This window comes from Martinezella sp. CNPSo 3959, assembly GCF_057784355.1.
Genome location: NZ_JBXSOV010000003.1, coordinates 22,816 through 43,847 on the forward strand (window position 1 = coordinate 22,816; position 21,032 = coordinate 43,847).

Sequence of the window (21,032 nt, forward strand, 5' to 3'; positions counted from 1 at the left end):
CTGATGAGTGCGCGTGCGCAATGGAAAGGATATCTGAAGTTTGGGGAGGTCGGCTGCGCTGTTGCGCTTTATACGGCAGTTTCCACTTCCGAGCGAATTTCCTTTCACACGCTGAACCGCGCAACCGGCAATCGCGTCCGACGGGAATTCATAGATGTCGCGAGCGGAAAGCCGGTGTCGCGCGAGGATCAGGTCAAAGGCTACGAACTCAACAAGGACGATTACATCGTTCTTGAGCCTGAGGAAATCGCCGCGGCGGTGCCGGAAAGCGACAAGGTCTTGCAGATAAAGGCCTTCATGGCATGCGACGACATCGATGACGTCTATTTCGACCGTCCGTATTATCTCGCCCCTTCCACTCCTGCGAGCGAAGAGGCATTCGCACTGATCCGCGACGGAATGCGCAAGAAGCAGGTCGCTGCCATTGCCCAAACCGTTCTGTTTCGCCGCCTGCGAACCGTCATGATCCGTGCCCACGGCAAAGGGCTGATCGCGACGGTATTGAATTTCGACTACGAGGTTCGCTCGGCAAAAGAAGCCTTCGAGGATGTGCCCGATATGAAAATAAAGGGCGAAATGCTCGATCTCGCCAAGCACATCATCACCACCAAGAAAGGCAAATTCGATCCCAGCGAATTCGACGACCGCTATGAGGCCGCGCTTGCAGAACTGGTAAAGGCCAAGATCGAGGGCAAGAAGATCCCGCAACGCAAGCCGGCAAAGGTCGCCAAGGTGACCGATCTCATGGAGGCTCTGCGCCAGAGCGCCGGCATGAGTGGCCAAGGTAAGGCAAGCGCAAAGGAACCCGCTAGAAAACCGGGCGCGACCTCCCGCAAGACGGTAAAATCGCGAACAAAATCTTCTTCGCGGCCGCAACGCAAGGCGAGCTGACAATGGCATTGGAGATCTACAACCGCAAACGCGACTTCAGCAAGACGACCGAGCCGAGAGGGCGAGCCGGCAGAAAAAAGATCGCAGTATCCGGCAACAGCTACGTCATTCAGAAACACGATGCGCGCCGGCTCCACTATGATTTTCGCCTCGAATTGGACGGTGTTTTGAAGAGCTGGGCCGTGACCAAAGGGCCGAGCCTAATAGCCGGAGAAAAACGGCTCGCGGTGCAGACCGAAGATCACCCGCTGGAGTATGGTGATTTCGAAGGCACGATCCCCAAGGGGGAATATGGCGGCGGAACTGTCATCGTCTGGGACAGCGGCTCTTGGACACCGCTTGGCGATCCCCACAAGGGCCTTGCGAAGGGACATCTGGAATTCGAGCTCCACGGAAAGAAACTCGGCGGCCGGTGGCATCTGATCCGCATGGCGGGGAAGCCACGCGAGAAACGGGAAAACTGGCTGCTGATCAAAGGCGAAGACGAGGCGGCGCGCCCGGAAGGCGCTGCCGATATTCTCGAGGAACGACCGGAATCGGCAAAAACGGGGCGTGTCATAGACGAAGTCGAGAACGAAAAGCCGGGCTGGTCCTCGAAGACGGGGAAGATCCGTCGCAGGAGCGTCCGAAAGAAGGATGATGCCGCCAAGGGGGAAGCCGGCGAAACCGCAACGCCAACGGACGCAACGCCCGTTGATCCCTCGTCTTTGAAGGGCGCACGGAAGGCCACTCTGCCATCCTTCGTCGAACCTGCTTTGGCGACATTGGTATCCAAGCCACCTTCAGGCTCCCGGTGGCTTCACGAAATCAAATTCGATGGCTATCGGCTCGAGGTCCGCATCGAGGCAGGCCGCATCAAGCTGCTCACGCGCAGCGGCCTCGACTGGAGCCAGAAATTCGGCAGGGAGATTGTCAGCGCCTTCCGGGCTCTCCCCGTCGGCACCGCAATCATCGATGGCGAGCTGGTCGTTGAGCCGGCGGCCGGCGCTTCCGATTTCTCTGCCCTGCAGGCGGATCTCAGCGAAGGCCGTAGCGACCGCTTCGTCTTCTATGCTTTCGATCTCCTCTATCTCGACGGCTACGACCTGAAGGCCTCGCCGCTGATCGGCCGCAAGGAATTGCTGCGGAAGATCATCCCGTCCGAAACCGGGATCCTTCGCTTCAGCAGTCATTTTGATGAAAATGGTGACCTGCTGTTGTCGCATGCCTGCAGGTTGAGCCTGGAAGGGATCGTATCGAAGATTGCCGATGATCCATATCGCCCCGGCCGCGGCAAGACATGGGTGAAATCAAAATGTTCCTCCCGGCAGGAATTCGTGATCGGCGGCTGGGTTCCCTCGACAACGTCGCGAAAGGCGATCGGCTCGCTGGTGCTCGGCGTCTATGAAGACGGCAAGCTCGAACATGTCGGCCGCGTCGGTACGGGGTACACGCACACTGTCGCCGAGCAGCTCTTCAAAAGGCTGGGCCGCCTGCAAGTGAAGGAAAATCCTTTCGCAACCAAGCTGACGGCGGAAGAACATCGCGGTGTCCGCTTCGTGCGGCCCGAACTGGTTGCCGAAGTCGAATTTCGTGCCTGGACGGCAGACGGCCATTTGCGCCACGCATCCTTCCGCGGATTGCGAGAGGACAAGAATCCGCTCGAGATTGTTCGCGAAACACCGAAATCCACGAAGGAGTCCGCGGCTGAGAAGCCCGCGCGCAGCAGCGTATCCTTGACCCACGGCGATCGCCTCTATTGGCCTGACGAAGGTGTTACGAAGGCGGGGCTTGCGGATTATTATACCGAGGTCTGGCGCTATATGGGGCCTTTCGTCGTTGGCCGGCCGCTCGCGCTGGTACGCTGTCCCAATGGTATTGCCGGCCAGCATTTTTTCCAGAAGCATGCCTGGAAGGGCATGAACAGGAACATCGCTTTGGCGAAAGATCCGCAAGACGAAGAACCCTACGTCAGCATCGACGACCTGAATGGCCTGATCGGCCTCGTGCAGGCGGCAGTCCTCGAAATCCATCCCTGGGGATCGATGATCGGCAATTGGGAAAAGCCTGACATGATCATCATGGACCTCGATCCAGGCCCAGACGTCGCCTGGAGCGAGGTCATCGCCGCCGCGGAAGAAACGGCTGAGCGGCTGAGGCAGACGGGGCTCGTTCCTTTCGTGAAGACCTCCGGCGGAAAAGGGCTGCACATCGTCTGCCCACTGGTCGCTAAGGCCGAATGGTCTACTGTCAAAGCCTTTACCAAGGGTATCGCAGACGCCATGGCCGCCGACAGCCCAGATCACTATGTTTCCACCATCACCAAGTCGAAACGCGGTGGCAAGATCCTGATCGATTATCTGAGAAATCAACGCGGCTCGACTGCCGTCGCGCCTTACTCCACCCGCGCACGACCGGGCGCCGCGGTCTCGATGCCTTTATTATGGGAGGAGTTGAGCCCTGCAATAGGGCCGGACTATTTTACCGTGCTCAATGTGCCGACGCGGCTTGCCGCGCTCCGTTCGGATCCCTGGGCAGACTTCCGGAAAGCCGCCGAACCCCTGCGCGAGGAGTCCGCGAAGGCCAAGCGTAAGTCTTGACGAACAAATTTCTTCCTGACAGCGAAAACCAGCAGGTGACTAGCGCAGTTCCAGGAAAAGTGCGAAGCGGTTTTGCGTCCGGAACTGCGTAAAAACAAGAAGATAGAGCGCTTTCGCGATTCGAAGAAAAGCGGAAATGCTCTAGCGTCTCCTTGCGCCCTTTTCCTGCGAAAGGCTCTTGCGAAGGGCATCCATGATGCTGATGACGTTGCTGGGTACGGCGGCTTCTTCCACCTTTGCCTTGGCGGGTCGCTTGTGCCCTTTCTTCTTGGCGGCGATGATATCGAGCAGCTTTTCCTGAACTGGGTCCGAAACCATCGCCGGGTCCCATGGTTTCGTTCGTTCGTCTATCAGCTCGCCGACCAGCTTCATCAGCTTGCCGTCCACCAGCTCTGATCCGATATTTCCAAAGTAGTTCCGTTCATCACGCACCTCGTCGCCGAAGCGCAGGGTCCAAAGGACGATCCCCTTATCTCTGGGCTCGAGCATGACGGCACGTTCGCGGCGATACATGACGAGCCGGGATATGCCGACCATTCGGCTCGCGGCCATCGCGTCGCGGATCACGCAGTAGGCCTCTTCGCCAACAGCATCGTCGGGCGTGAGGTAATGCGGCGTATCAAACCAGATCCATTCGATGCTGTCGCGCGGCACGAACATCTCGATATCGATCGTCCGGGTGCTTTCAAGGCCGACCGCATCGAGTTCCTCATCCTCAAGCATGACATAGTCATTCTCCCCGCGCTCATAGCCCTTCACTTCATCGTCCTCATCCACCGCCTTGCCCGTGACGGAATCGACGTATTGACTGACGATGCGATTGCCTGTCTTTCTATTGAGCGTGTGGAAACGAACCTTTTCATTATCACTTGTCGCCGGCGCCATGGCGACCGGGCAAGTCACCAGCGACAGCTTGAGATAGCCTTTCCAGAAAGAACGCGGAGCCATGTTTTTCTCTCCAATAGGAAGGGAACGATCTCTGGCATTTCCTGGTTCCCTGGCATGATGCTATTGCGGCCGAGACTCAATGCATGCCACCGCCGCCGCCCTCCTTGAGATCGACATTGCTGAGGATTAAGGCGAGTGGAATGGCGCAGAGCACGATCAGCATCAACACATGGAATACATCGATATAGGCCAGGAAGCTCGCCTGGGTCTGCACCTGCTGGCCGACCCAGGCGGTCGCCTGCGCCTTCGCATCCGCCATGGTCGCTCCCTTCTCGGCAAAATAGCGTGTCATGGTTTGCAGCGCGTCGTGATAGGCGGGTGAGGATGGCGTGATGTGCTCGACGAGCCGGCTCTGGTGCCACTGCTCGCGATGAGCAAGCACATTCGACGCAATGCAGACGCCGATCGAACCGCCAATATTTCGGGCGGCATTGATCATGGCGGATGCCTGATTGGTTTGCTCCGGTCTCAGACCGTAATAGGAAGCCGAGGTGATCGGAATGAAGATCAGCGGTAGGCCAAGTCCTATATAGAGGCGCGACCAAACAAAGAAACTGAAGTTCAATCCCGGATAAAGCCTGGTCAATTGCCACATGGATGCCGCAATGATCGCCGCACCGACCGCAATCAGATATTTCGGTTGAATCACGGAATTGACGCGTCCGGCAACGAACATCATGACCATGGTGACAAGACCACCCGGCGACAATGCCAGCCCCGCCCATGTCGCGGTATATCCGTAGTTCTGCTGTACGACTTCGGGAATGAACTGCGTCGTTGCGATCAGGATCGCCCCGACCGCCATCATGACGATGAAACAGGAGCCGAATTGTCGTGTGCCGAGCAGCCAGCCATCGATGATCGGATTGGCCTTCGTCAGAACCCATGGAATGGCAAGAAGAAACGATAGCAGGCAGATCGTCACCGTCAGGATGATGAAGTTAGAACCGAACCAATCATCGGTTTGCCCCCGATCGAGCGTAAGCTCCAGCGAACCGAGAAATGTCGCAACCAGCAGAAAACCGACAATGTCGAAGCGCACGCCCTTGCGCCGAAATTCCTCGCGCAGCTGCTTCGTCTTCGGTGTTTCCTTGAGCAGGGCATAAACGAGGATGAAGGCGAAGATGCCGACGGGACCGTTGATGAGAAAACACCAGTGCCAGGAAAGATTGTCCGAGAGATAGCCGCCCAGGGTCGGGCCGATGACCGGCGCGACGACCACGGCGACGCCGAAAAGCGCAAAAGCCTGCCCGCGCTTTGCCGGCGGGAAGGCATCCGCCAGGATCGCCTGCGATGTCGGCACCATGCCGCCGCCGGCAAAACCCTGGATCACCCGAAAGATCAGCAACGTCTCGAGGTTCCAGGACAACCCGCACAGGATGGAAGCGATGGTGAACGTTGCGAGGCACAGAAGATAAAACCGCCGTCGGCCGAACCGTTCCGCAAAGTAGCTGCTGGCAACCAGCACGATGGCATTCGAGACGAGATACGTCGTCACCACCCAGGAGGCTTCATCGGAACTGACGGCAAGGCCGCCGGAAATGTAGCGCAACGCCACATTGGCGATTGTAGTATCCAGCACCTCCATGAAGGTCGCGAGCGACACGACGATGGCGATGAGCCAAGGGTTCGTGGCACGCTCGGATGAGGCCGCGCCTCCATTTGCCGTTGCTGCGCCGCTCATCTCAGTTCCTCGGCCGGACCGTGACCGTCGGCACGACGGACATGCCGGGGCCGATGGGAAGATCGGCGGGCCATTGGTCAACGACGATCTTCACCGGTACGCGCTGCGTGACCTTCACATAGTTGCCGGTCGCGTTTTCCGCCGGCAGGAGTGAAAAGGCGGTGCCGGAGCCTGGCTGGACGGAGGCCACCTTGCCATGCAGCGTATGATCCGGGTATGCGTCGATCGTTACATCCACCGGCTGATCCGGACGCATGTCGGTCAACTGCGTTTCCTTGAAATTCGCAGTGATCCAGATCTCATCCGGGACGAAAGTCGCGATCGCCTGGCCGGCATCGATGAACTGGCCCTTCGCGCCGGTGAGACGGACGACACGGCCGGGCTGCGCAGCGGTTATCGTCGTATAGCTGAGATTTTGCTGGGCTTCTTCGGCCTGCGCCTGCGCCTGCTTGAGGCTTGCCAGCGCGCTCGATTTCTGCGCCTCTGCCACAGCCCTGTTCTTCAACGCGGATGTCACGTTCGCCTGCATTTGGGCGAGACTTGCCTGGTCCTGCTGCAAGGTGGACGCTGCCTGCTGCACCGCCTGCACGCTGCCGGATCCGGATTTGACCAGCTGTTGCTGGCGATTGGCCTCCTGCTGCGCATATTGCAGGGCCGCATTGGCCGAATTCAGCTGCGCTTTTGCCACATCGACGGAAGCGGCAGCCGCCTCGATCTGGGCGCTGGCGCTATCAACGGAGGCCTTGGCGGCCTCTATCTGCGCGTTTGCCTGGTCAAGCGCGATCTGGTAATCCCGCGGCTCGATCCGCAGGATGACATCGCCCGCCTTGACATGCTGGTTGTCGGTCACCGGCACGTCGGAAACATAGCCGGAGACCTTGGCGGCAACGGAGAAATTGCGAGCGTCAACGAAGGCATCGTCCGTCGTCTCGTAGGGATAGAAATACACCTTCCAGGCGAACCATCCGGCGGCAATGAGAACCGCCAGAGCGACAACACCGAACAGGATCCAGAAGGGATGACGACGAAGGAAGGAAGGCCGTTTTGCTTCCTGCCGGTCCTCCTTCTGACGTTCGATTTCATCTGAAGCCTGCTGTGTCGGCCGGTCCGGCCGGGTTTCCATGGTTGTGGATTGATTGTCAGCCATGACATGACCTTTGCTTTTGTCTTGCTCAATCTGACTTCGACGGTTCAATGAAGAGGTGGTCAGCCCTATAGAAAGCGCGTGACCTTTTTCAAATCCTGGATGAAGGCGGCCCGGTTTCTTTCTCTCTCGTCAGCCTCCCTGATCCGCAACAGCGCCGAGGGATGGATGGTCACGAGAACATCGAGCTTTGCGGACGAATGCAGGATATGTCCGCGATCGCGCATGACCTTCACTTTCGTCCCCAGCAGGGAAGATACGGCGGTTGCGCCGAGTGCGACGACCAGTTTTGGCTGCAGCAGCTCGAGTTCCGCGCCTAACCACCAGGCGCAACGTTGTATCTCGCCGGCATTCGGCCGACCGTGCAGACGCTTCTTGCCGCGCATCTGATATTTGAAATGCTTGACGGCGTTGGTGACATAGCAGCGATCGCGATCCACCCCCGCCTCATCAAGGCATTGATCCAACAGCCGGCCCGCAGGCCCCACGAAAGGCCGAGCAGCCTGATCCTCCTTGTCGCCGGGTTGCTCCCCGACGAGGACGATTTCAGCGGTGCGAGGCCCTTCGCCGAATACAAGATGAGTTGCGTTGCGATAAAGGTCGCAGCGTTGGCATGATTGCGCATCGTCACGCAGCTCGTCGAGTGTCTCTGCGTCTGCATGTTCATACGCTAACGAAGGGCCTGCGCCGGCCAAAGCAAATCTCTCGAGCATTGGGGGCTCGCAATGGTTCCAGATTCTCCAACGATCAACTAATCGCCCTTCTGTTTGTTCCATCACTACGACCGTGGTCCTGCGGGGAACCCAGGCAACCGACATTCGTTAGATCGATAGGAACATCCAAAAGGAGAAATCCTCATGAGCAATCAAAGCAAACCGGGCCCCCTCGCACTCAGTGCGTTCTTCGCTGACGAATATGATGCGGAAGCGGCGGCTCAGGAATTGGTGGATGCGGGTATTCCGAAAGACGCGATCACGATGACGCCCGGTAATCGGCCTGACACAACGCCAATCGATCATATGGGCTTTCTCGACGCGTTGACGGGCATCTTCTTTCATGAAGAGCAGCGCACAGCCTATGCGGCGGCGCTGGAACAGGGAGGAACGTTGGTCACGGTCCAGGAGATGGACGAGGCACAACACAATATCGCCCTGCCCATCCTGGCGGAGAAAGGCCAGATCGAGATCAACGAACGGGAAAGCGGGCGCTGAGGCAGGTCTCCGCCCTTGGCAATCACGTGCGATCAATTTGGCGGGTGGCCAGGCCTATGCTGATCACTGCGAATCTTCTGCGCATCCGTGAAGCCATGCGCCCATTCATCGCGCCGTTGATCGCCCTGTGGAAACGGATTGTTGTCGCTGCACGCCCCTTTCGCAAAGGCCCTTCTGCCGAGCTCATATGCATCGTTTTCGGAGTTCCTATCGTCGCTCCCGGTTTTCATGGCTGTACCTGCTCCAACACAAGGCGTGCATCGAGGCAGGCGGTCACGAAAGCAGCTCTTGATGCCTCGATGGGAACCCTGTGCAAAACGGCTGCTGCACATTGTGCCTTCGCATTGATGTAAGCTGAGCTTCTTTCACAGGGCCATCGTCGTGACAGGAAATGAATTGCCTCTTCAGGCCCCCGGATCATCCGATCGTCTCGACCACTGGCTGCAAGGCGGACTGGCTTGGTCCAAAGCGTCGTGAATTCCACATCAATGACATCGTACATCCCATCCTCCCATCTCCTGCCTCTCGTTCTTCTGGATTTCCCCCTCCCGTTGGATCGAACACTGGATATTGGCATTTGTTCCTCAACCTCTTCGATATAGAGCTGGCTTGCAGAGGCCTCCGCATCGGGTCAGGAACCTCCATCTGACGGGCATATGCGGGAACAGATGGAAACCCACAAAGCCGGAGGTCTCGCGGTGGAGGCAGGGTTGGTGGATAATAAGATCGTCAATGACCCTCTTCGCCGAGGCGCGCCGCCAATTGCTGGCGAGCACGGTTGATCCGGCTTTTCACCGTGCCGATCGCACAACCGAATCGTTCCGCGGCGGCATCGTAGGACCGGCCTTCGATGACAACGTATTGAAGCACCGAACGATAATGCTCCGGCAACAGATTGCATGCCTCCTCAAGTTCTTTCGCCCGAATGGTCCATTCCTGTAATGGCTGCGCTACTCCCTCGCCGGAAACGCATTTGTCGGCGCCGGGAGCTTCGCGCCTGTTGATACGGAATTTGGTGCAGAACGTATTACGCATGATCGTGAACAGCCAGGATTTCAGCCTGGTGCCACGATCGAATTGGTCGAGATTGGCCAGCGCTTTCGTCAAGGTTTCCTGGACCAGATCATCGGCGTCGTTGGCATTTCTGTGAAAGCTACGCGCAAAGGCGCGAAGAGCCGGAATAAGCTCAACGATTTCATCTTGCAGACCGGCCGTTCGGTACATATCGCTCACAAGCCTTCTCCTTGGGAAGCAGTGCATAGCGGTATCCGGCGGCATTGGATCGCAATGCCGGGACTCGGCTGCTGCCGAGGCGCGACGCGCGTCAGCACACTCAGGAGTCGTTGGAACAAGACGACCTGATGAGTTGTGCAGATTTGCTGCTCGCTATGCGCGGTGATGCATATCAGGATGCTTCGGAGCGTTTCCTACTCGGGATGCTCCTGGCATCTTTCAAGGGAACGGTTGCATCCGGAGCTTGTTCCCAGAGAAACCAAATAATTGCAGAAGGTCGAAACAGGACGACAGGTCGCTATCGATCGCGCCCAGAAGCGGATCACCGCTTGGAGCCTGGCCGGGCTGCTGAAAGTCGCTGATGATAGGACGATCTTTAAAGGAAGACATGAGGGGCCACTGGTAAAAAGGAACCCCAACTTTCATACGAACGGCTTGTTCCCGGCATTCGAGCAGGTGCCCCCGATCCGCTCCCAACGGACGAAAAATCCAAAAATTCCGGAAACAACGGCGCGGTTTCCGAGTTTGAAGGCAGCAAAGCCAAAAGAGGAAACACCAATGTTGACGAGAATGATCGCGGTATGTGCCCTTTCGATCGGCATGGCGACAGCAGCCATGGCGCAGCAATCGGGCTCCGGCGCAGCCGGCACCGGTAGTTCAGGCAGCGGTAACGGTGCCGGAACCAATTCGCAGAACGGAGCTACTCCCAGCGGAAATGGAGGTACCGGCAACAATACGACAGGAACCAATGGCACCCCAAATTCCAATGGTCAATCGCAGGATTGCAATGCCCTGAAGACCGGCAAGAATACCGCGCAAGGTACGGATACACAAAGCAGCAGCCAGTCGAGTGACAGCACATCGAGCAGCAATTGCCCGCAGTGACAGCGGCTGGTGAACGTAAAAAATGTCAGCTGAATTTCACTCCGCTCGTCGCCGGCATTCATAATTTAGATCGCCGGCGGCAGGTGGATCATTCCAGGAGCAGAATCATGATGAACAGTGCTCAAGAGCTCGCCGAGGAATATCTGAGGCTCGGCGGCAAAAAACTGCTGGTAATGGATGACAACATCCTATCGACGAACAGTTGGGAGGCCGATCCGCTCGAAGCCGAAGCCTTCTGGAAAAAAGAGATCGAGACATTGCCACCCAGACAGCGCAGCGAAGTCATGTCATTCTTGCCTTCCATCAACGTCACTTGAGACGACAGGACGTTGGACATCGGCAATGTCCCGCATGAACGCAATCCGATGCAAGCGCGATGGATAACATGAAAAGAACTGGAACCATCCGTATCGGTATTTCAGGCTGGACTTACGCTCCCTGGCGCGGTGTTTTCTATCCGAAGAACGTGCCGCAGAAAGGGGAGCTCGCCTACGCCTCCTCGCAGTTTCCATCCATCGAAATCAATGGCACTTTCTATGGCCTTCAAACTCCCGAGACTTTTGCCAGGTGGCGGGATACGACACCGGATGATTTCGTCTTCGCAGTGAAGGGATCCCGCTACATAACCCATCTGCGCAGGCTGCGCGATGTCGAAGTGCCGCTTGCCAATTTCATAGCGTCCGGCGTGCTGCGCCTGGGAAAAAAGCTCGGCCCGATCCTCTGGCAATTTCCTCCGCGACTGCGCTTCGACCCTGTCTTATTTTCCTCTTTCATAAAGATGCTGCCGAAAGATACCGATGAAGCCGCCCACCTGGCCAAGCGGCACGACGAGCGGCTGAACGGCCGCGATTGGCTGCAGGCGGAAGAAAAAAGACCGCTCCGCCATGCCTTCGAAATCCGCAACGAGAGTTTCGTGAATGCCGACTTCATCGAACTGTTGCGGAAACATAAGATCGGGCTCGTCTGCGCAGATACCGTCGAATGGCCTTTGCTTATGGATGTCACCGCAGACTTTGTCTATTGCCGCCTGCATGGCTCGGAAGAGCTATATGTCAGCGGATATGACGACGAGGCTCTGAAGGTCTGGGCAGAACGGATCGACGACTGGGCGCACGGGCGCGAGCCGACCAAGGCCAACCGTGTCCTGGAGCCGCTGAAACAGCCACAGCGTGGCCGCGACGTCTATGTCTATTTCGACAATGATGTGAAGGTACGGGCGCCGGCCGACGCACAGCGACTGAACGAGTGCCTTGGACTAACCCCGCAAAAGGAGAGTGTAGCCCCTACGAAGCACCTGCGGCGGCATCGGCGGGAAATCCCAAAGCCCCGACCGCAACATCGGCCAGCGTAATCAACTCAGCTCATTCGAGCTGACCCCATGCCGGGTTCCAATTCACGCCTTCCGACAATTCGACGTAAATCGGCCGCATGATTTCACCGGACATTTTGTTGCGGGCTGCCCGAAAAGCGTCATCGGGCTCCATCTCCTCGCCCGGAAAGATGGTGTCATCCTCTCCGGGCGGCGTGACCTTGCGCAGGAATCCCCGGATCTTATCGCCAGAATGGTAGAACTTGACGACGATAGAACCGGGCGGCACCGCGTTCTCGCGATATCGATGATAGATTTCCATCTTACACCTCCCTGAACTCGGTGGTCTCCCAGGCGGGGCAACACCTTGCCGCTACAAGAGGACCATGCATTTCGTCCCGCACGCGTCCGACCGACCGGTGACAATCCAAACCGTTCTCCTCCGCTTTGGTTCCCACATGAGAATCAAGCCGCGGGCCAAGGTGGCCGAGCGGTGCAATTGGGCGAAAAAAATCTTCGACGCAATTCAGCGTACGGCGCGTTCAGTGGTCTGATCATAGGCATTTTTAGGTAGCTGGAGCAGATATGCTTGATCTGACAGCGGTTGCCCGCTAGGTTGCCGCCGCAATCAAACGCAAAGATATGGGGATATCATGCCAACTGGCACGGTTAAGTTTTTCAATACAGACAAGGGCTTCGGCTTCATTACGCCGGAAAGTGGAGGACCTGACGTTTTCGTGCATGTCTCCGCCCTGCAATACGGCAACGTGCTTCGGGAGGGACAATCCGTTTCCTACGATCTCGGTCAGGATCGGAAGACAGGCAAGACAAAGGCGGAAAACGTCAGACCGCTCTGACGATTATAAATATGTCACTACCCGACATTTCGGGTAGTGCACTCGGCCGCTATGGGGCACCTGCCGACGTTTCGCCTGAACCATCGTCAGCCGAAACGGCCATTTGCTTCGTCCGATCGTTCCTACATAAATGCGGTCACGGCCATGCCGATCACGGCAACGAACATGATAGCGCAGGCGATCCAGCCAAGCGCTTTCAACCCGCCCCGGATGACGAACTGTTTCATGACGTCGCGATTGGTGGCGATCAGCATCAGAATCACCATAACTGGAACCGCGACGACGCCGTTGATGACGGCACTCCAGAACAGGGCCTTCATCGGCGGGATGGGCGTAAAGTTCAACAGCATGCCCACCACCGTCGCCAAGCCCACCGTCGTATAGAAAGCCTTCGCCTCGCTCGGCTCGCGCGACAGCCCGACCTTCCACCGCGCCGCCTCCCCGACAGCATATGCAGCCGACCCTGCGAGAACTGGAACAGCCAGAAGGCCTGTTCCGATAATCCCTGTGGCAAAAATGATCTTGGCAAATTGTCCGGCCAGCGGCTCGATCGCCTTCGCTGCATCGACGGAACTCTCGATGCTTGTCGCACCGGCCTTGTTAAGCGTGGCTGCTGTGGTCATGATGATCGCGAGCGCGACGATGTTGGATGCCGCCATGCCGATGAGGGTGTCCAACGTGATGCGAGTGTCCGCCCTTTTCGCCTCCTGAGGGTGTTTCACAAGCGGTTCCTGCTGTGGCTTCTCCTTCAGATCTTCGGCCTCCTGGGACGCCTGCCAGAAAAACAGATAAGGGCTGATCGTCGTTCCGAAAATTGCGACGATCATGGACCAGTAGTTCGGATCGGTCTTGAAGGTCGGCAGCAGCAGTCCGCGACTGAAAGCCGACCAATCGATATGCACCACGAACAGGGTCGCGATGTAGGATAAAAGCGCCAGGCTCAGCCATTTCAGGACTGCAACGTAACGCTTATATTTGAGAAGCACCTGCAGAAGGATGCAAATGATGCCGAAGGCAGCGACGTAAATCAACGAATTGCCGCTCAGCAGCAAATGCGCGGCATCTCCCATCGCACCGAGATCGGCGCCGAGATTGATGACATTGGCGATCAGGAGCGGAAAGGTGATGCTTATCCCCACCCATCTGGGATAACACTTCGCCATGCTGCCCGCCAAACCTCGTCCCGTGGTCCGGCCGATGCGCGCGCTGATCATCTGCACGGCAGCCATCAGCGGATAGGTCAGGAGCAGGGTCCAACTCGCGATATACCCGAATTGCGCTCCGGCCTGCGAGTAGGTCGCGATCCCGCTCGGGTCGTCGTCCGAGGCGCCGGTGACCAAGCCCGGCCCCAGGATTTCAAAAATTCTCGGCTTTGACGGCTCGACGACCTCACTTTTATTATCCATTTGATAGTCGCTCATGACTGCCTCCCAGCAGAAACCGGCACAGCGCATCATCGTGCCGTCCGGTGCGAGCGAACCGCACTTGCAGGCGTTTTGTTCCCGAGAAGCAGATTGCCGGAATGGAATCCGCTCCAGCCCTGGGGCGGGGCTAGCAGGGAGTAAAAAGCGCTTTCACTTCAGAGCGATGGCACTTATCGTATCGCGAACAGCGGAATCGCCAGCTGATTTGAAGGATATGACAATGAGCGTGCTTCTTTCTCCCGAACTCACGGTTTGTGGCATTGAGGAGCTGCCCGATCAGCGCGTGCGAAACGTAACCCACGTGCTTTCCCTCCTCGATCCGGAATATCCCGAGCTCGACGTCTTCCATTCCTATGCCGAGCACCATCGCACGACGTTGCGTTTTCACGACATCATAGCGTCAGCGCCCGGGCGCGTGATGCCGCAGCCGGAACATGTCGAAGCGATCCTGAAATTCGGCGCCGAGTTTCAGGCGCAGCAAGACGCTGAGGCGCCGAGCCATCTGCTGGTGCATTGCCACATGGGCGTATCACGCTCGACCGCAGCCATGCTCTCATTGATGGCGCAATCAAACCCCGAAGAATCGGGGGAGAGCCTCTTTGCTCGCCTGATTGCCATCCGCCCGCAGGCCTGGCCGAACTCTCAAATGATCGGCTTTGCCGACGAGCAACTCGGCAGAAACGGCGACTTGAAGGCGGCACTTGCCCGCCACTATGGCCGGCAGATCAAGGGACGGCCCGACTTTGTCGAATGGATGACCCGCCTCGGACGCCAGGCGGAACTCGATATGGCAATCCCGGCGTAAAGGGTGCGCCTCCGGCCTGAAGACGGCCAGTCTGCACGAAGCTTTTAGCCGCTCGAGCAGACAGCCGGATCATCGCAACGGCCGTCTCGACGGCCGGCACACTCAATGTGCAGGAGCCGGCTCTGCCTCGGGCGCAGTCTTCTTGTGATGGTCGGCTGCGAGCAGCATATAGACCGCAGGCACGACGAAGAGCGTGAACAGCGTTCCGATAGCAAGACCCGCGGCGATCACAAGGCCCATGTTGAAGCGGGCGACAGCCCCTGCTCCCGTCGCCAGGATCAGCGGCGCGACGCCGAGAACCATGGCGCCTGTCGTCATCAGGATCGGCCGCAAGCGGATGGCGCAAGCGCCTTCGATGGCTTCGCGCTTGGTCTTTCCTTCGGCCTGCAGCGTGTTTGCCACCTCGACGATCAGAATGCCGTGCTTGCTGATCAGCCCCATCAGCGTCACCAACCCGACCTGGGTATAGATGTTCATCGACGCGCCGCCGATGCCGAGGCTGATGAAGGCGAGCGCGCCTGCGATCGACATCGGCACGGACACGAGGATGATGAACGGGTCTCGGAAGCTGTTGAACTGCGCCGAAAGCGCCAGGAACACGATGATCAGGGCGAGCGCGAACGTCGTCGCCATGCCGCTCGATTCCTGCACATATTGGCGCGACTGTCCGCCGTAGTCGACCGAGTAGCCCTGCGGCAATGTCCGCGCCGCAATCGACTTCAGCGTGTTGAGCGCATCGCCGACGGCAACCCCGGGCGCCGGCACGCCGGAGATGGTGGCCGAGTTCAATTGCTGGAAGTGCGCAACCGAGCGCGGCGTCGCCTGGAGTTTCGCCGTCGCGATCGCCGAAAGCGGGATCTTGTTGCCGTTCACGTTTGCGATCGGATAGTTCATGATCTGATCGATGGTCTGGCGTGACCGTTGCTCGACCTGCGGGATGACCTGATAGGAACGGTTGTCGATACTGAAATAATTGACATAGCCGCCGCCCAGCATGGAGGCCAACGCCGAGCCGACATTGTTCATGGACAGGCCGAGGGCCGAGGCCTTGCTGCGGTCGATCTGGATCGAATATTGCGGGTTATCGACGTAGAGATCCTTCGTCAGGAAGATGAACTCGCCGGATTTCTGCGCTTCCTGCAGGAAGGCGGTGGAGACCTCGTTGAGCTGTTCGAAGCCGCTGGTGCTGCCGATGGCGAACTGCACGGGCAGACCGCTGGCGCCAGGCAGCGGCGGTATCTGGAAGACGACGGACTGTCCGCCGGCGATCTTCGCCAGATCGGCCTGAACCAGCGGCTGCAGCTGATCGGCCGTTCTCGTACGCTGATCCCAGGGCTTCAGCACCATGCCCTCGAAGGATGTGCCCGGCACCTCGACCTGCAACGTCTTGTCGGTTTCGGGGAAACTGCGAAAGATCTTGGAGACCTGGTTAGAATTGAGAAGCTTCTGTTGAAGCGTTGCATTGGGAGGGTTCGTCACCTGCGCGGCCAGGAAACCCTGGTCCTCGTTAGGTGCCAGCTCGCTCTTGGCGCTGGTATAGAGGAAATAGATGCTGCCAAGCACGATCACGGCAAAAACCAGTGCCACCGGCACAGTGTTCAGGCTGCCATGCAGCATGCGCACATAGGGCCGATGGATCTCCGAAAAGCGGCGATCGATGAAGTCGGAAATACGCTCTTCCCAGCCGCTGCGATCAGTCAAATGCGGCTTCAGGATGCGCGAGCACATCATCGGCGTCAGCGTCAGGGCAATGATCATGGATACGGTAACGGCGCCGACCAGCGTGAAAGCGAATTCCGTAAACAATGCGCCGGTCAGGCCGCCCTGGAAACCGATCGGCACGTAGACGGCGATCAGCACCACCGTCATGGCGAGGATCGGCCCGACCAGTTCGTGCGCCGCGTCCAGCGCCGCCCTCATGGGTGTCGATCCCTCTTCGATGTGGCGGTTGACATTCTCCACCACGATGATGGCGTCATCGACGACGAGGCCGATCGCCAGAACCAGGGCGAGCAACGTCAAAAGATTGATCGAGAAGCCAAAGATCAGCATCATCGCGAAAGTGCCGACCAGCGACAGAGGGATGGCGACGACGGGAATGGCGACCGATCGCGGCGAACCGAGAAAGGCGAAGACCACGAAAATGACGATCACAAGAGCTTCGACCAGGCTCTTTACGACCTCATCAATCGAGGTGGTGACGAAGGTGCTGGAATCGTAGACGATGTAGCCTTCGAGCCCCTGCGGCAATTGCTGCTGGATGCTCGGAAACACCGCGCGCACACCGGCGATCACGTCGAGCAGGTTGGCGGTCGGGGCGATCTGGATGCCCATGAACACACCGTCCTGCCCATCGAAACCGATCTGGACGTCAGGGTTCTGGGATCCGAGCGCCACGGTCGCGACATCCTTCAGCCGCACGATCGTACTGCCGATCTGCTTGACCACCATTTCCCTGAATTCATCCGTCGAATGCAGGTCGGTCCTGGCCGTCAGCACTGTCTGCGTCATCTGGCCGCGCGTGGTGCCAATACCGGAGATGTAATTGTTGGCGCTGAGCGCGGTCCAGACATCGCCGGCCGACAGGCCATAGGCGGCAAGCTTGTCCGGCTGCAGCCAGGCTCTCAAGGCGAACGTTCGCGCGCCGAGGATTTCGGCGGTCTGAACGCCGTTGACCGCCTGCAATTTCGGCTGGACCACGCGCGTCAGATAATCGGTGATCTGGTTGCTGGCCAGAACGTCGCTTCGGAAGCCGATATACATGGCGTCGATCGACTGGCCGATGGAAACCGTCATGATCGGCTGTTGCGTTCCCGTGGGCAGTTGATTGAGAACGGAAGATACCTTGGCGTTGATTTCGGTCATCGCCGCATCGGCGCTGTAGTTGAGCCGTAGGTTGACGGTGATGGTCGACGTGCCGCTGGTGCTCGTCGAGGTCATGTAATCGATGCCGTTGGCCTGCGCGATGGCGTTTTCGAGCGGCGTCGTGATGAAGCCGGCGATGACGTCGGGCGCCGCACCGGGATAGGTGGTCGTCACCGTGACGACGGCGTTCTGGGTCTGCGGATATTGTCGCACGGTAAGCGAGCGGAACGACTGATAGCCGATCACGATAATCAACGCGCTGACCACGAGAGCGAGAACGGGGCGCTTGATGAAGATATCGGTGATATTCATCGCCACACCTCAGTTGGGGTTCGCCGGGTTCGCATTGGGATCGTTCGACGGCTGGACTTCGTTGTTGATGATGACAGGCGAGCCGTTGTTAAGTTTCAGCTGGCCTGACGTGACCACCACTTCGCCGGCATTCAAGCCCTTGGTCACGGAGATCTGATCACCCCGCGCCTGCCCGGTGCTGACGAACTTCTGATTGGCGACAAGCTGCGGCTTTCCATCCGCCCCGTTGCCCTTGTCGGTCACCACATAGACGACGTTGCCGTAAGGATTGATGGTGACGGCTGTCTGCGGCAGGGAGATGTATTCCTTCGGCTCCCCGACCACCACCGTTATGTTGCCGAACATGCCCGGCAGCAGCTTGCGATCAGAATTGGGGAAGGTTGCCCGGATGGTGATGTTGCGGCTCTGCGTATCGACGAGCGGGCTGATCGCCGTGATCTTGCCGTCGAAAGTCTGATTCCCATAGGCATCGACCGTCGCCGTTACCGCTTGGCCGACCTTCAGCTGTGACAGAGCCTGTTGCGGCATCGAAAAATCGAACTGGATCGGATCGAGCGACTGCAAGGTGACGACCGCGGTTCCAGCCGATAGGTACTGACCGAGGCTGACCAGCCTGATGCCGAGATGGCCATCGAAGGGAGCGCGGATCGAATATTGATCGATCAACGCCTGCTGGGAGGCGACCTGCGCCTGCGCCGCCTTCCATGTCGCCAGATCACTGTCGACCTGGCTTTGCGCGATAGTATTCGCCTTGATCAGCTTGGAATCGCGGTCATAGGCGATCTGAGCATTGGCCATCGTCGCCTTGTATTGTTCAAGCGTCGCGATCTGCTGATCGGCAAGCAGCTGCACGATGAGATCGCCCTTCTTGACGTCCTGGCCGTCTTCGAAGCCGATCTTCTGGACGATGCCCTGGACCTGCGCCGAAAGATTGGCGCCTTCGACGGCATTGAAGCTGCCGATCGATTGCAGCGTCGTCTGCCATGGGCTCGCTGCCGCGGTGATTGTCGAGACGGTCTGCGGTGGCGCCTTGAGATTAGCCAGGTAGGCCGCAATCATGCGATTCTTGAATGCCTGGAAGCCGAAGATCCCGCCAAGGATCAGGCCTATGACGATCAGCATGATGATCATGCGTTTTATCATGAGTGTCAGCTCTACTCTTCGGGAACAGGTCGGGAGAAATTCTATTGGTGTCGGCGCAACGGGATTTCACGGCAATTCTATCAAAAACCCGCCGGCGCCGAGGCAGTCGCAAGCATATGGCAGCCTGCGGCCAATCTCTGTATGGAAAGTAGCCTTTATCAAGGCTGACAGGTTCGATCAGCCAAATTCCTTGGCTGCTGCGCCGGTCACGCGGATTTCGCCCGCTGAAGACGACACTGACCTTGCAATGATTCCAGCTGGCGGCGTTTCGTGCGGCCATCCTCTGCAAACCTCACCAGTCAAACGCCAACGGCCACCGCTTCATTTGATCAAGGATAAGTTGCCGATATCCGATCTACAACAGCCGGCTGCATATTCCTGAAACCATATTTAATGGAGTCTTGAATAAAAGCAATCATGGCGTCGACGCCGCCGCCTTCGCAAATTGCCGCGGCATCGGCGATCTAGGTATTGAGGAAGGGCTTCGCGCGTCAGCCCCGGCGTGCCGCTTCGATCGCGGCCACATCGATCTTCCTCATGGTCATCATCGCGTCGAAAGCCCGCTTTGCCTGATCGCCGCCCTCGCGCAGCGCCTCCATCAGAACACGCGGCGTGATCTGCCAGGAGACACCCCATCTGTCCTTGCACCAGCCGCATTCACTTTCCTGGCCGCCGTTGCCTACTATGGCGTTCCAATAACGATCCGTCTCTTCCTGATCTTCGGTGTAGATCTGAAATGAAAAGGCTTCGTTGTGCTTGAACATCGGACCGCCATTCAAGCCGACGCAAGAAACACCTGCGACCGTAAACTCGACGACCAGCACATCGCCCTGCTTGCCCTCTGGATAGTTTCCCGGCGCGCGGATGACGGCACCCATGGCGCTATCTGGAAAAGTCTCGACGTAAAAATTGGCGGCGGCCTCTGCGTCCTTGTCGTACCACAGGCAAATCGTGTTCTTTGCCATTGTTCTACTCCTCCTTCTCTCCAACTCCCGGATTGGTGAAATAGGCCCGAGATCACATTTCTCCACCCTGATCGGCACTATTTCCGGTTAGCAACTACTGGCTTACCGTCATAACCCTGCCACTCGGTCGGCGTGAAAACGTGCGCACTCTGCAACAAAGTCGGCCTATGGCCCAATCGCTTTAAGAAGGACTCGAATATGGAAAGCGAAATCATATGAGAAACATCGGATCGCAGATCGAAACGCCGCGGCTGCTGCTCCGTCCTTCGCGGCTGTCCGATACTCCTGCTCTGTTCGAATTTCTGGGCGACAAGGAGGCCATGAAGCATACGCATGCGGACGTGACGCCTGGCGAATGCCGTCGCAGGATCGCGGTTCACGAATGGTGCCGGCGGCGCGATGGATATGCACCCTGGACCGTTGTCAGAAAGAATGATGCAAGAATCATCGGCTGGGGCGGCTTGTACGATGATCCGTTTGACCCAGGCTGGGGCTGCGAACTCGGATACTTTTTCCGTCGGGACGCCTGGGGATATGGCTACGCATCGGAATTGGTCGCCGCGGCACTACATTTTGCCGACGGGGAGCTGCGGCTTGGCGAAGTCCGCGCCTTTGCCCATCCTGAAAACACAGCTTCCAGGAAGATCCTGGAAATGGCGGGTTTCGGGATCGTTCGCTTCGTTCCCGAGATGAACCGCCTGCTCCTTTCCAGAACCCGGCGTGAGGACAACATAGTAGATCGAGACCGATGAGAATTACGTCTTCTCTCGAGAATGC

At 58.1% G+C, this 21,032-nt stretch carries 21 protein-coding genes; 10 read left to right on the plus strand and 11 right to left on the minus strand.

Going from position 1 to position 21,032, the window contains the following annotated elements; genetic code table 11:
* Positions 1–3: 3 nt before the first annotated feature.
* Together ku (AC13RE_RS10755) and ligD are read left to right on the plus strand one after the other, a co-directional pair.
* A complete protein-coding gene (gene ku, locus AC13RE_RS10755; protein ID WP_488562906.1) occupies positions 4–891 on the plus strand; it encodes a non-homologous end joining protein Ku in 888 nt (295 codons plus the stop codon).
* A 2-nt stretch (positions 892–893) separates the two neighbouring features.
* Positions 894–3,470, plus strand: a complete 2,577-nt coding sequence (gene ligD / locus AC13RE_RS10760; protein WP_488562907.1) for a DNA ligase D — start codon at positions 894–896, stop codon at positions 3,468–3,470.
* A 141-nt stretch (positions 3,471–3,611) separates the two neighbouring features.
* On the opposite strand, the gene ku (AC13RE_RS10765) is transcribed toward ligD, so the two are convergent.
* From ku (AC13RE_RS10765) to AC13RE_RS10780, 4 genes are all read right to left on the minus strand, one after another.
* Positions 3,612–4,418 carry a non-homologous end joining protein Ku gene (gene ku / locus AC13RE_RS10765; RefSeq protein ID WP_488562908.1) on the minus strand — a complete coding sequence of 269 codons (807 nt, stop codon included), beginning with the start codon at positions 4,416–4,418 and terminating at the stop codon, positions 3,612–3,614.
* 76 nt (positions 4,419–4,494) lie between these two features.
* Entirely contained in the window at positions 4,495–6,102 is a 1,608-nt protein-coding gene (locus AC13RE_RS10770; RefSeq protein WP_488562909.1) for a DHA2 family efflux MFS transporter permease subunit, read from the minus strand.
* 1 nt (position 6,103) lies between these two features.
* On the minus strand, positions 6,104–7,249 hold the full coding sequence (locus AC13RE_RS10775; protein ID WP_488562910.1) for an HlyD family secretion protein: 1,146 nt from the start codon (positions 7,247–7,249) through the stop codon (positions 6,104–6,106).
* Between the two features lie 65 nt (positions 7,250–7,314).
* Complete coding sequence (locus tag AC13RE_RS10780; RefSeq protein ID WP_488563139.1) at positions 7,315–7,959, minus strand: UdgX family uracil-DNA binding protein; 645 nt, start codon at positions 7,957–7,959, stop codon at positions 7,315–7,317.
* Positions 7,960–8,103: 144 nt separating this feature from the next.
* Here AC13RE_RS10780 and AC13RE_RS10785 point away from each other — a divergent pair, with 144 nt between their 5' ends.
* Complete coding sequence (locus AC13RE_RS10785; RefSeq protein WP_488562911.1) at positions 8,104–8,457, plus strand: hypothetical protein; 354 nt, start codon at positions 8,104–8,106, stop codon at positions 8,455–8,457.
* A gap of 226 nt (positions 8,458–8,683) precedes the next feature.
* On the opposite strand, the gene AC13RE_RS10790 is transcribed toward AC13RE_RS10785, so the two are convergent.
* Positions 8,684–9,034, minus strand: a complete 351-nt coding sequence (locus tag AC13RE_RS10790) for a DUF982 domain-containing protein (protein ID WP_488562912.1) — start codon at positions 9,032–9,034, stop codon at positions 8,684–8,686.
* Between the two features lie 152 nt (positions 9,035–9,186).
* Entirely contained in the window at positions 9,187–9,735 is a 549-nt protein-coding gene (locus AC13RE_RS10795; RefSeq protein ID WP_488562913.1) for a sigma-70 family RNA polymerase sigma factor, read from the minus strand.
* Between the two features lie 222 nt (positions 9,736–9,957).
* On the opposite strand from AC13RE_RS10795, the gene AC13RE_RS10800 reads away from it, so the two are divergent.
* From AC13RE_RS10800 to AC13RE_RS10810, 3 genes are all read left to right on the plus strand, one after another.
* A complete protein-coding gene (locus AC13RE_RS10800; protein WP_488562914.1) occupies positions 9,958–10,575 on the plus strand; it encodes a hypothetical protein in 618 nt (205 codons plus the stop codon).
* The gene (locus AC13RE_RS10805; protein ID WP_488562915.1) at positions 10,563–10,892 is read left to right on the plus strand and encodes a hypothetical protein; all 330 of its coding nucleotides are present in this window, start codon (positions 10,563–10,565) and stop codon (positions 10,890–10,892) included. Before AC13RE_RS10800 ends, AC13RE_RS10805 begins: the two co-directional genes overlap by 13 nt.
* A 68-nt stretch (positions 10,893–10,960) precedes the next feature.
* Positions 10,961–11,926: a DUF72 domain-containing protein gene (locus AC13RE_RS10810; protein WP_488562916.1), complete on the plus strand. Its 966-nt coding sequence runs from the start codon at positions 10,961–10,963 to the stop codon at positions 11,924–11,926.
* A gap of 10 nt (positions 11,927–11,936) precedes the next feature.
* Here AC13RE_RS10810 and AC13RE_RS10815 read toward each other — a convergent pair whose 3' ends face one another.
* Entirely contained in the window at positions 11,937–12,206 is a 270-nt protein-coding gene (locus AC13RE_RS10815; protein ID WP_488562917.1) for a hypothetical protein, read from the minus strand.
* A gap of 331 nt (positions 12,207–12,537) precedes the next feature.
* On the opposite strand from AC13RE_RS10815, the gene AC13RE_RS10820 reads away from it, so the two are divergent.
* Complete coding sequence (locus tag AC13RE_RS10820; protein WP_015343887.1) at positions 12,538–12,741, plus strand: cold-shock protein; 204 nt, start codon at positions 12,538–12,540, stop codon at positions 12,739–12,741.
* A 122-nt stretch (positions 12,742–12,863) separates the two neighbouring features.
* Here the strand turns inward: AC13RE_RS10820 and AC13RE_RS10825 are convergent, their stop codons facing one another.
* Complete coding sequence (locus AC13RE_RS10825) at positions 12,864–14,162, minus strand: NRAMP family divalent metal transporter (RefSeq protein WP_488562918.1); 1,299 nt, start codon at positions 14,160–14,162, stop codon at positions 12,864–12,866.
* Positions 14,163–14,385: 223 nt separating this feature from the next.
* On the opposite strand from AC13RE_RS10825, the gene AC13RE_RS10830 reads away from it, so the two are divergent.
* Complete coding sequence (locus tag AC13RE_RS10830; RefSeq protein ID WP_488485249.1) at positions 14,386–14,970, plus strand: tyrosine phosphatase family protein; 585 nt, start codon at positions 14,386–14,388, stop codon at positions 14,968–14,970.
* Between the two features lie 102 nt (positions 14,971–15,072).
* Here the strand turns inward: AC13RE_RS10830 and AC13RE_RS10835 are convergent, their stop codons facing one another.
* On the minus strand, positions 15,073–18,147 hold the full coding sequence (locus AC13RE_RS10835; RefSeq protein ID WP_488562919.1) for an efflux RND transporter permease subunit: 3,075 nt from the start codon (positions 18,145–18,147) through the stop codon (positions 15,073–15,075).
* Between the two features lie 9 nt (positions 18,148–18,156).
* Positions 18,157–19,278: an efflux RND transporter periplasmic adaptor subunit gene (locus AC13RE_RS10840; protein ID WP_488485251.1), complete on the minus strand. Its 1,122-nt coding sequence runs from the start codon at positions 19,276–19,278 to the stop codon at positions 18,157–18,159.
* Here AC13RE_RS10840 and AC13RE_RS10845 point away from each other — a divergent pair.
* Entirely contained in the window at positions 19,256–19,672 is a 417-nt protein-coding gene (locus tag AC13RE_RS10845) for a hypothetical protein (protein WP_488562920.1), read from the plus strand. The two genes, AC13RE_RS10840 and AC13RE_RS10845, sit on opposite strands and share 23 nt — an antisense overlap.
* Positions 19,673–19,781: 109 nt before the next feature.
* Here the strand turns inward: AC13RE_RS10845 and AC13RE_RS10850 are convergent, their stop codons facing one another.
* Positions 19,782–20,255, minus strand: a complete 474-nt coding sequence (locus AC13RE_RS10850) for a VOC family protein (RefSeq protein WP_112606124.1) — start codon at positions 20,253–20,255, stop codon at positions 19,782–19,784.
* A 215-nt stretch (positions 20,256–20,470) separates the two neighbouring features.
* Here AC13RE_RS10850 and AC13RE_RS10855 point away from each other — a divergent pair, with 215 nt between their 5' ends.
* Complete coding sequence (locus AC13RE_RS10855; protein ID WP_488562921.1) at positions 20,471–21,007, plus strand: GNAT family N-acetyltransferase; 537 nt, start codon at positions 20,471–20,473, stop codon at positions 21,005–21,007.
* Positions 21,008–21,032: the final 25 nt, after the last annotated feature.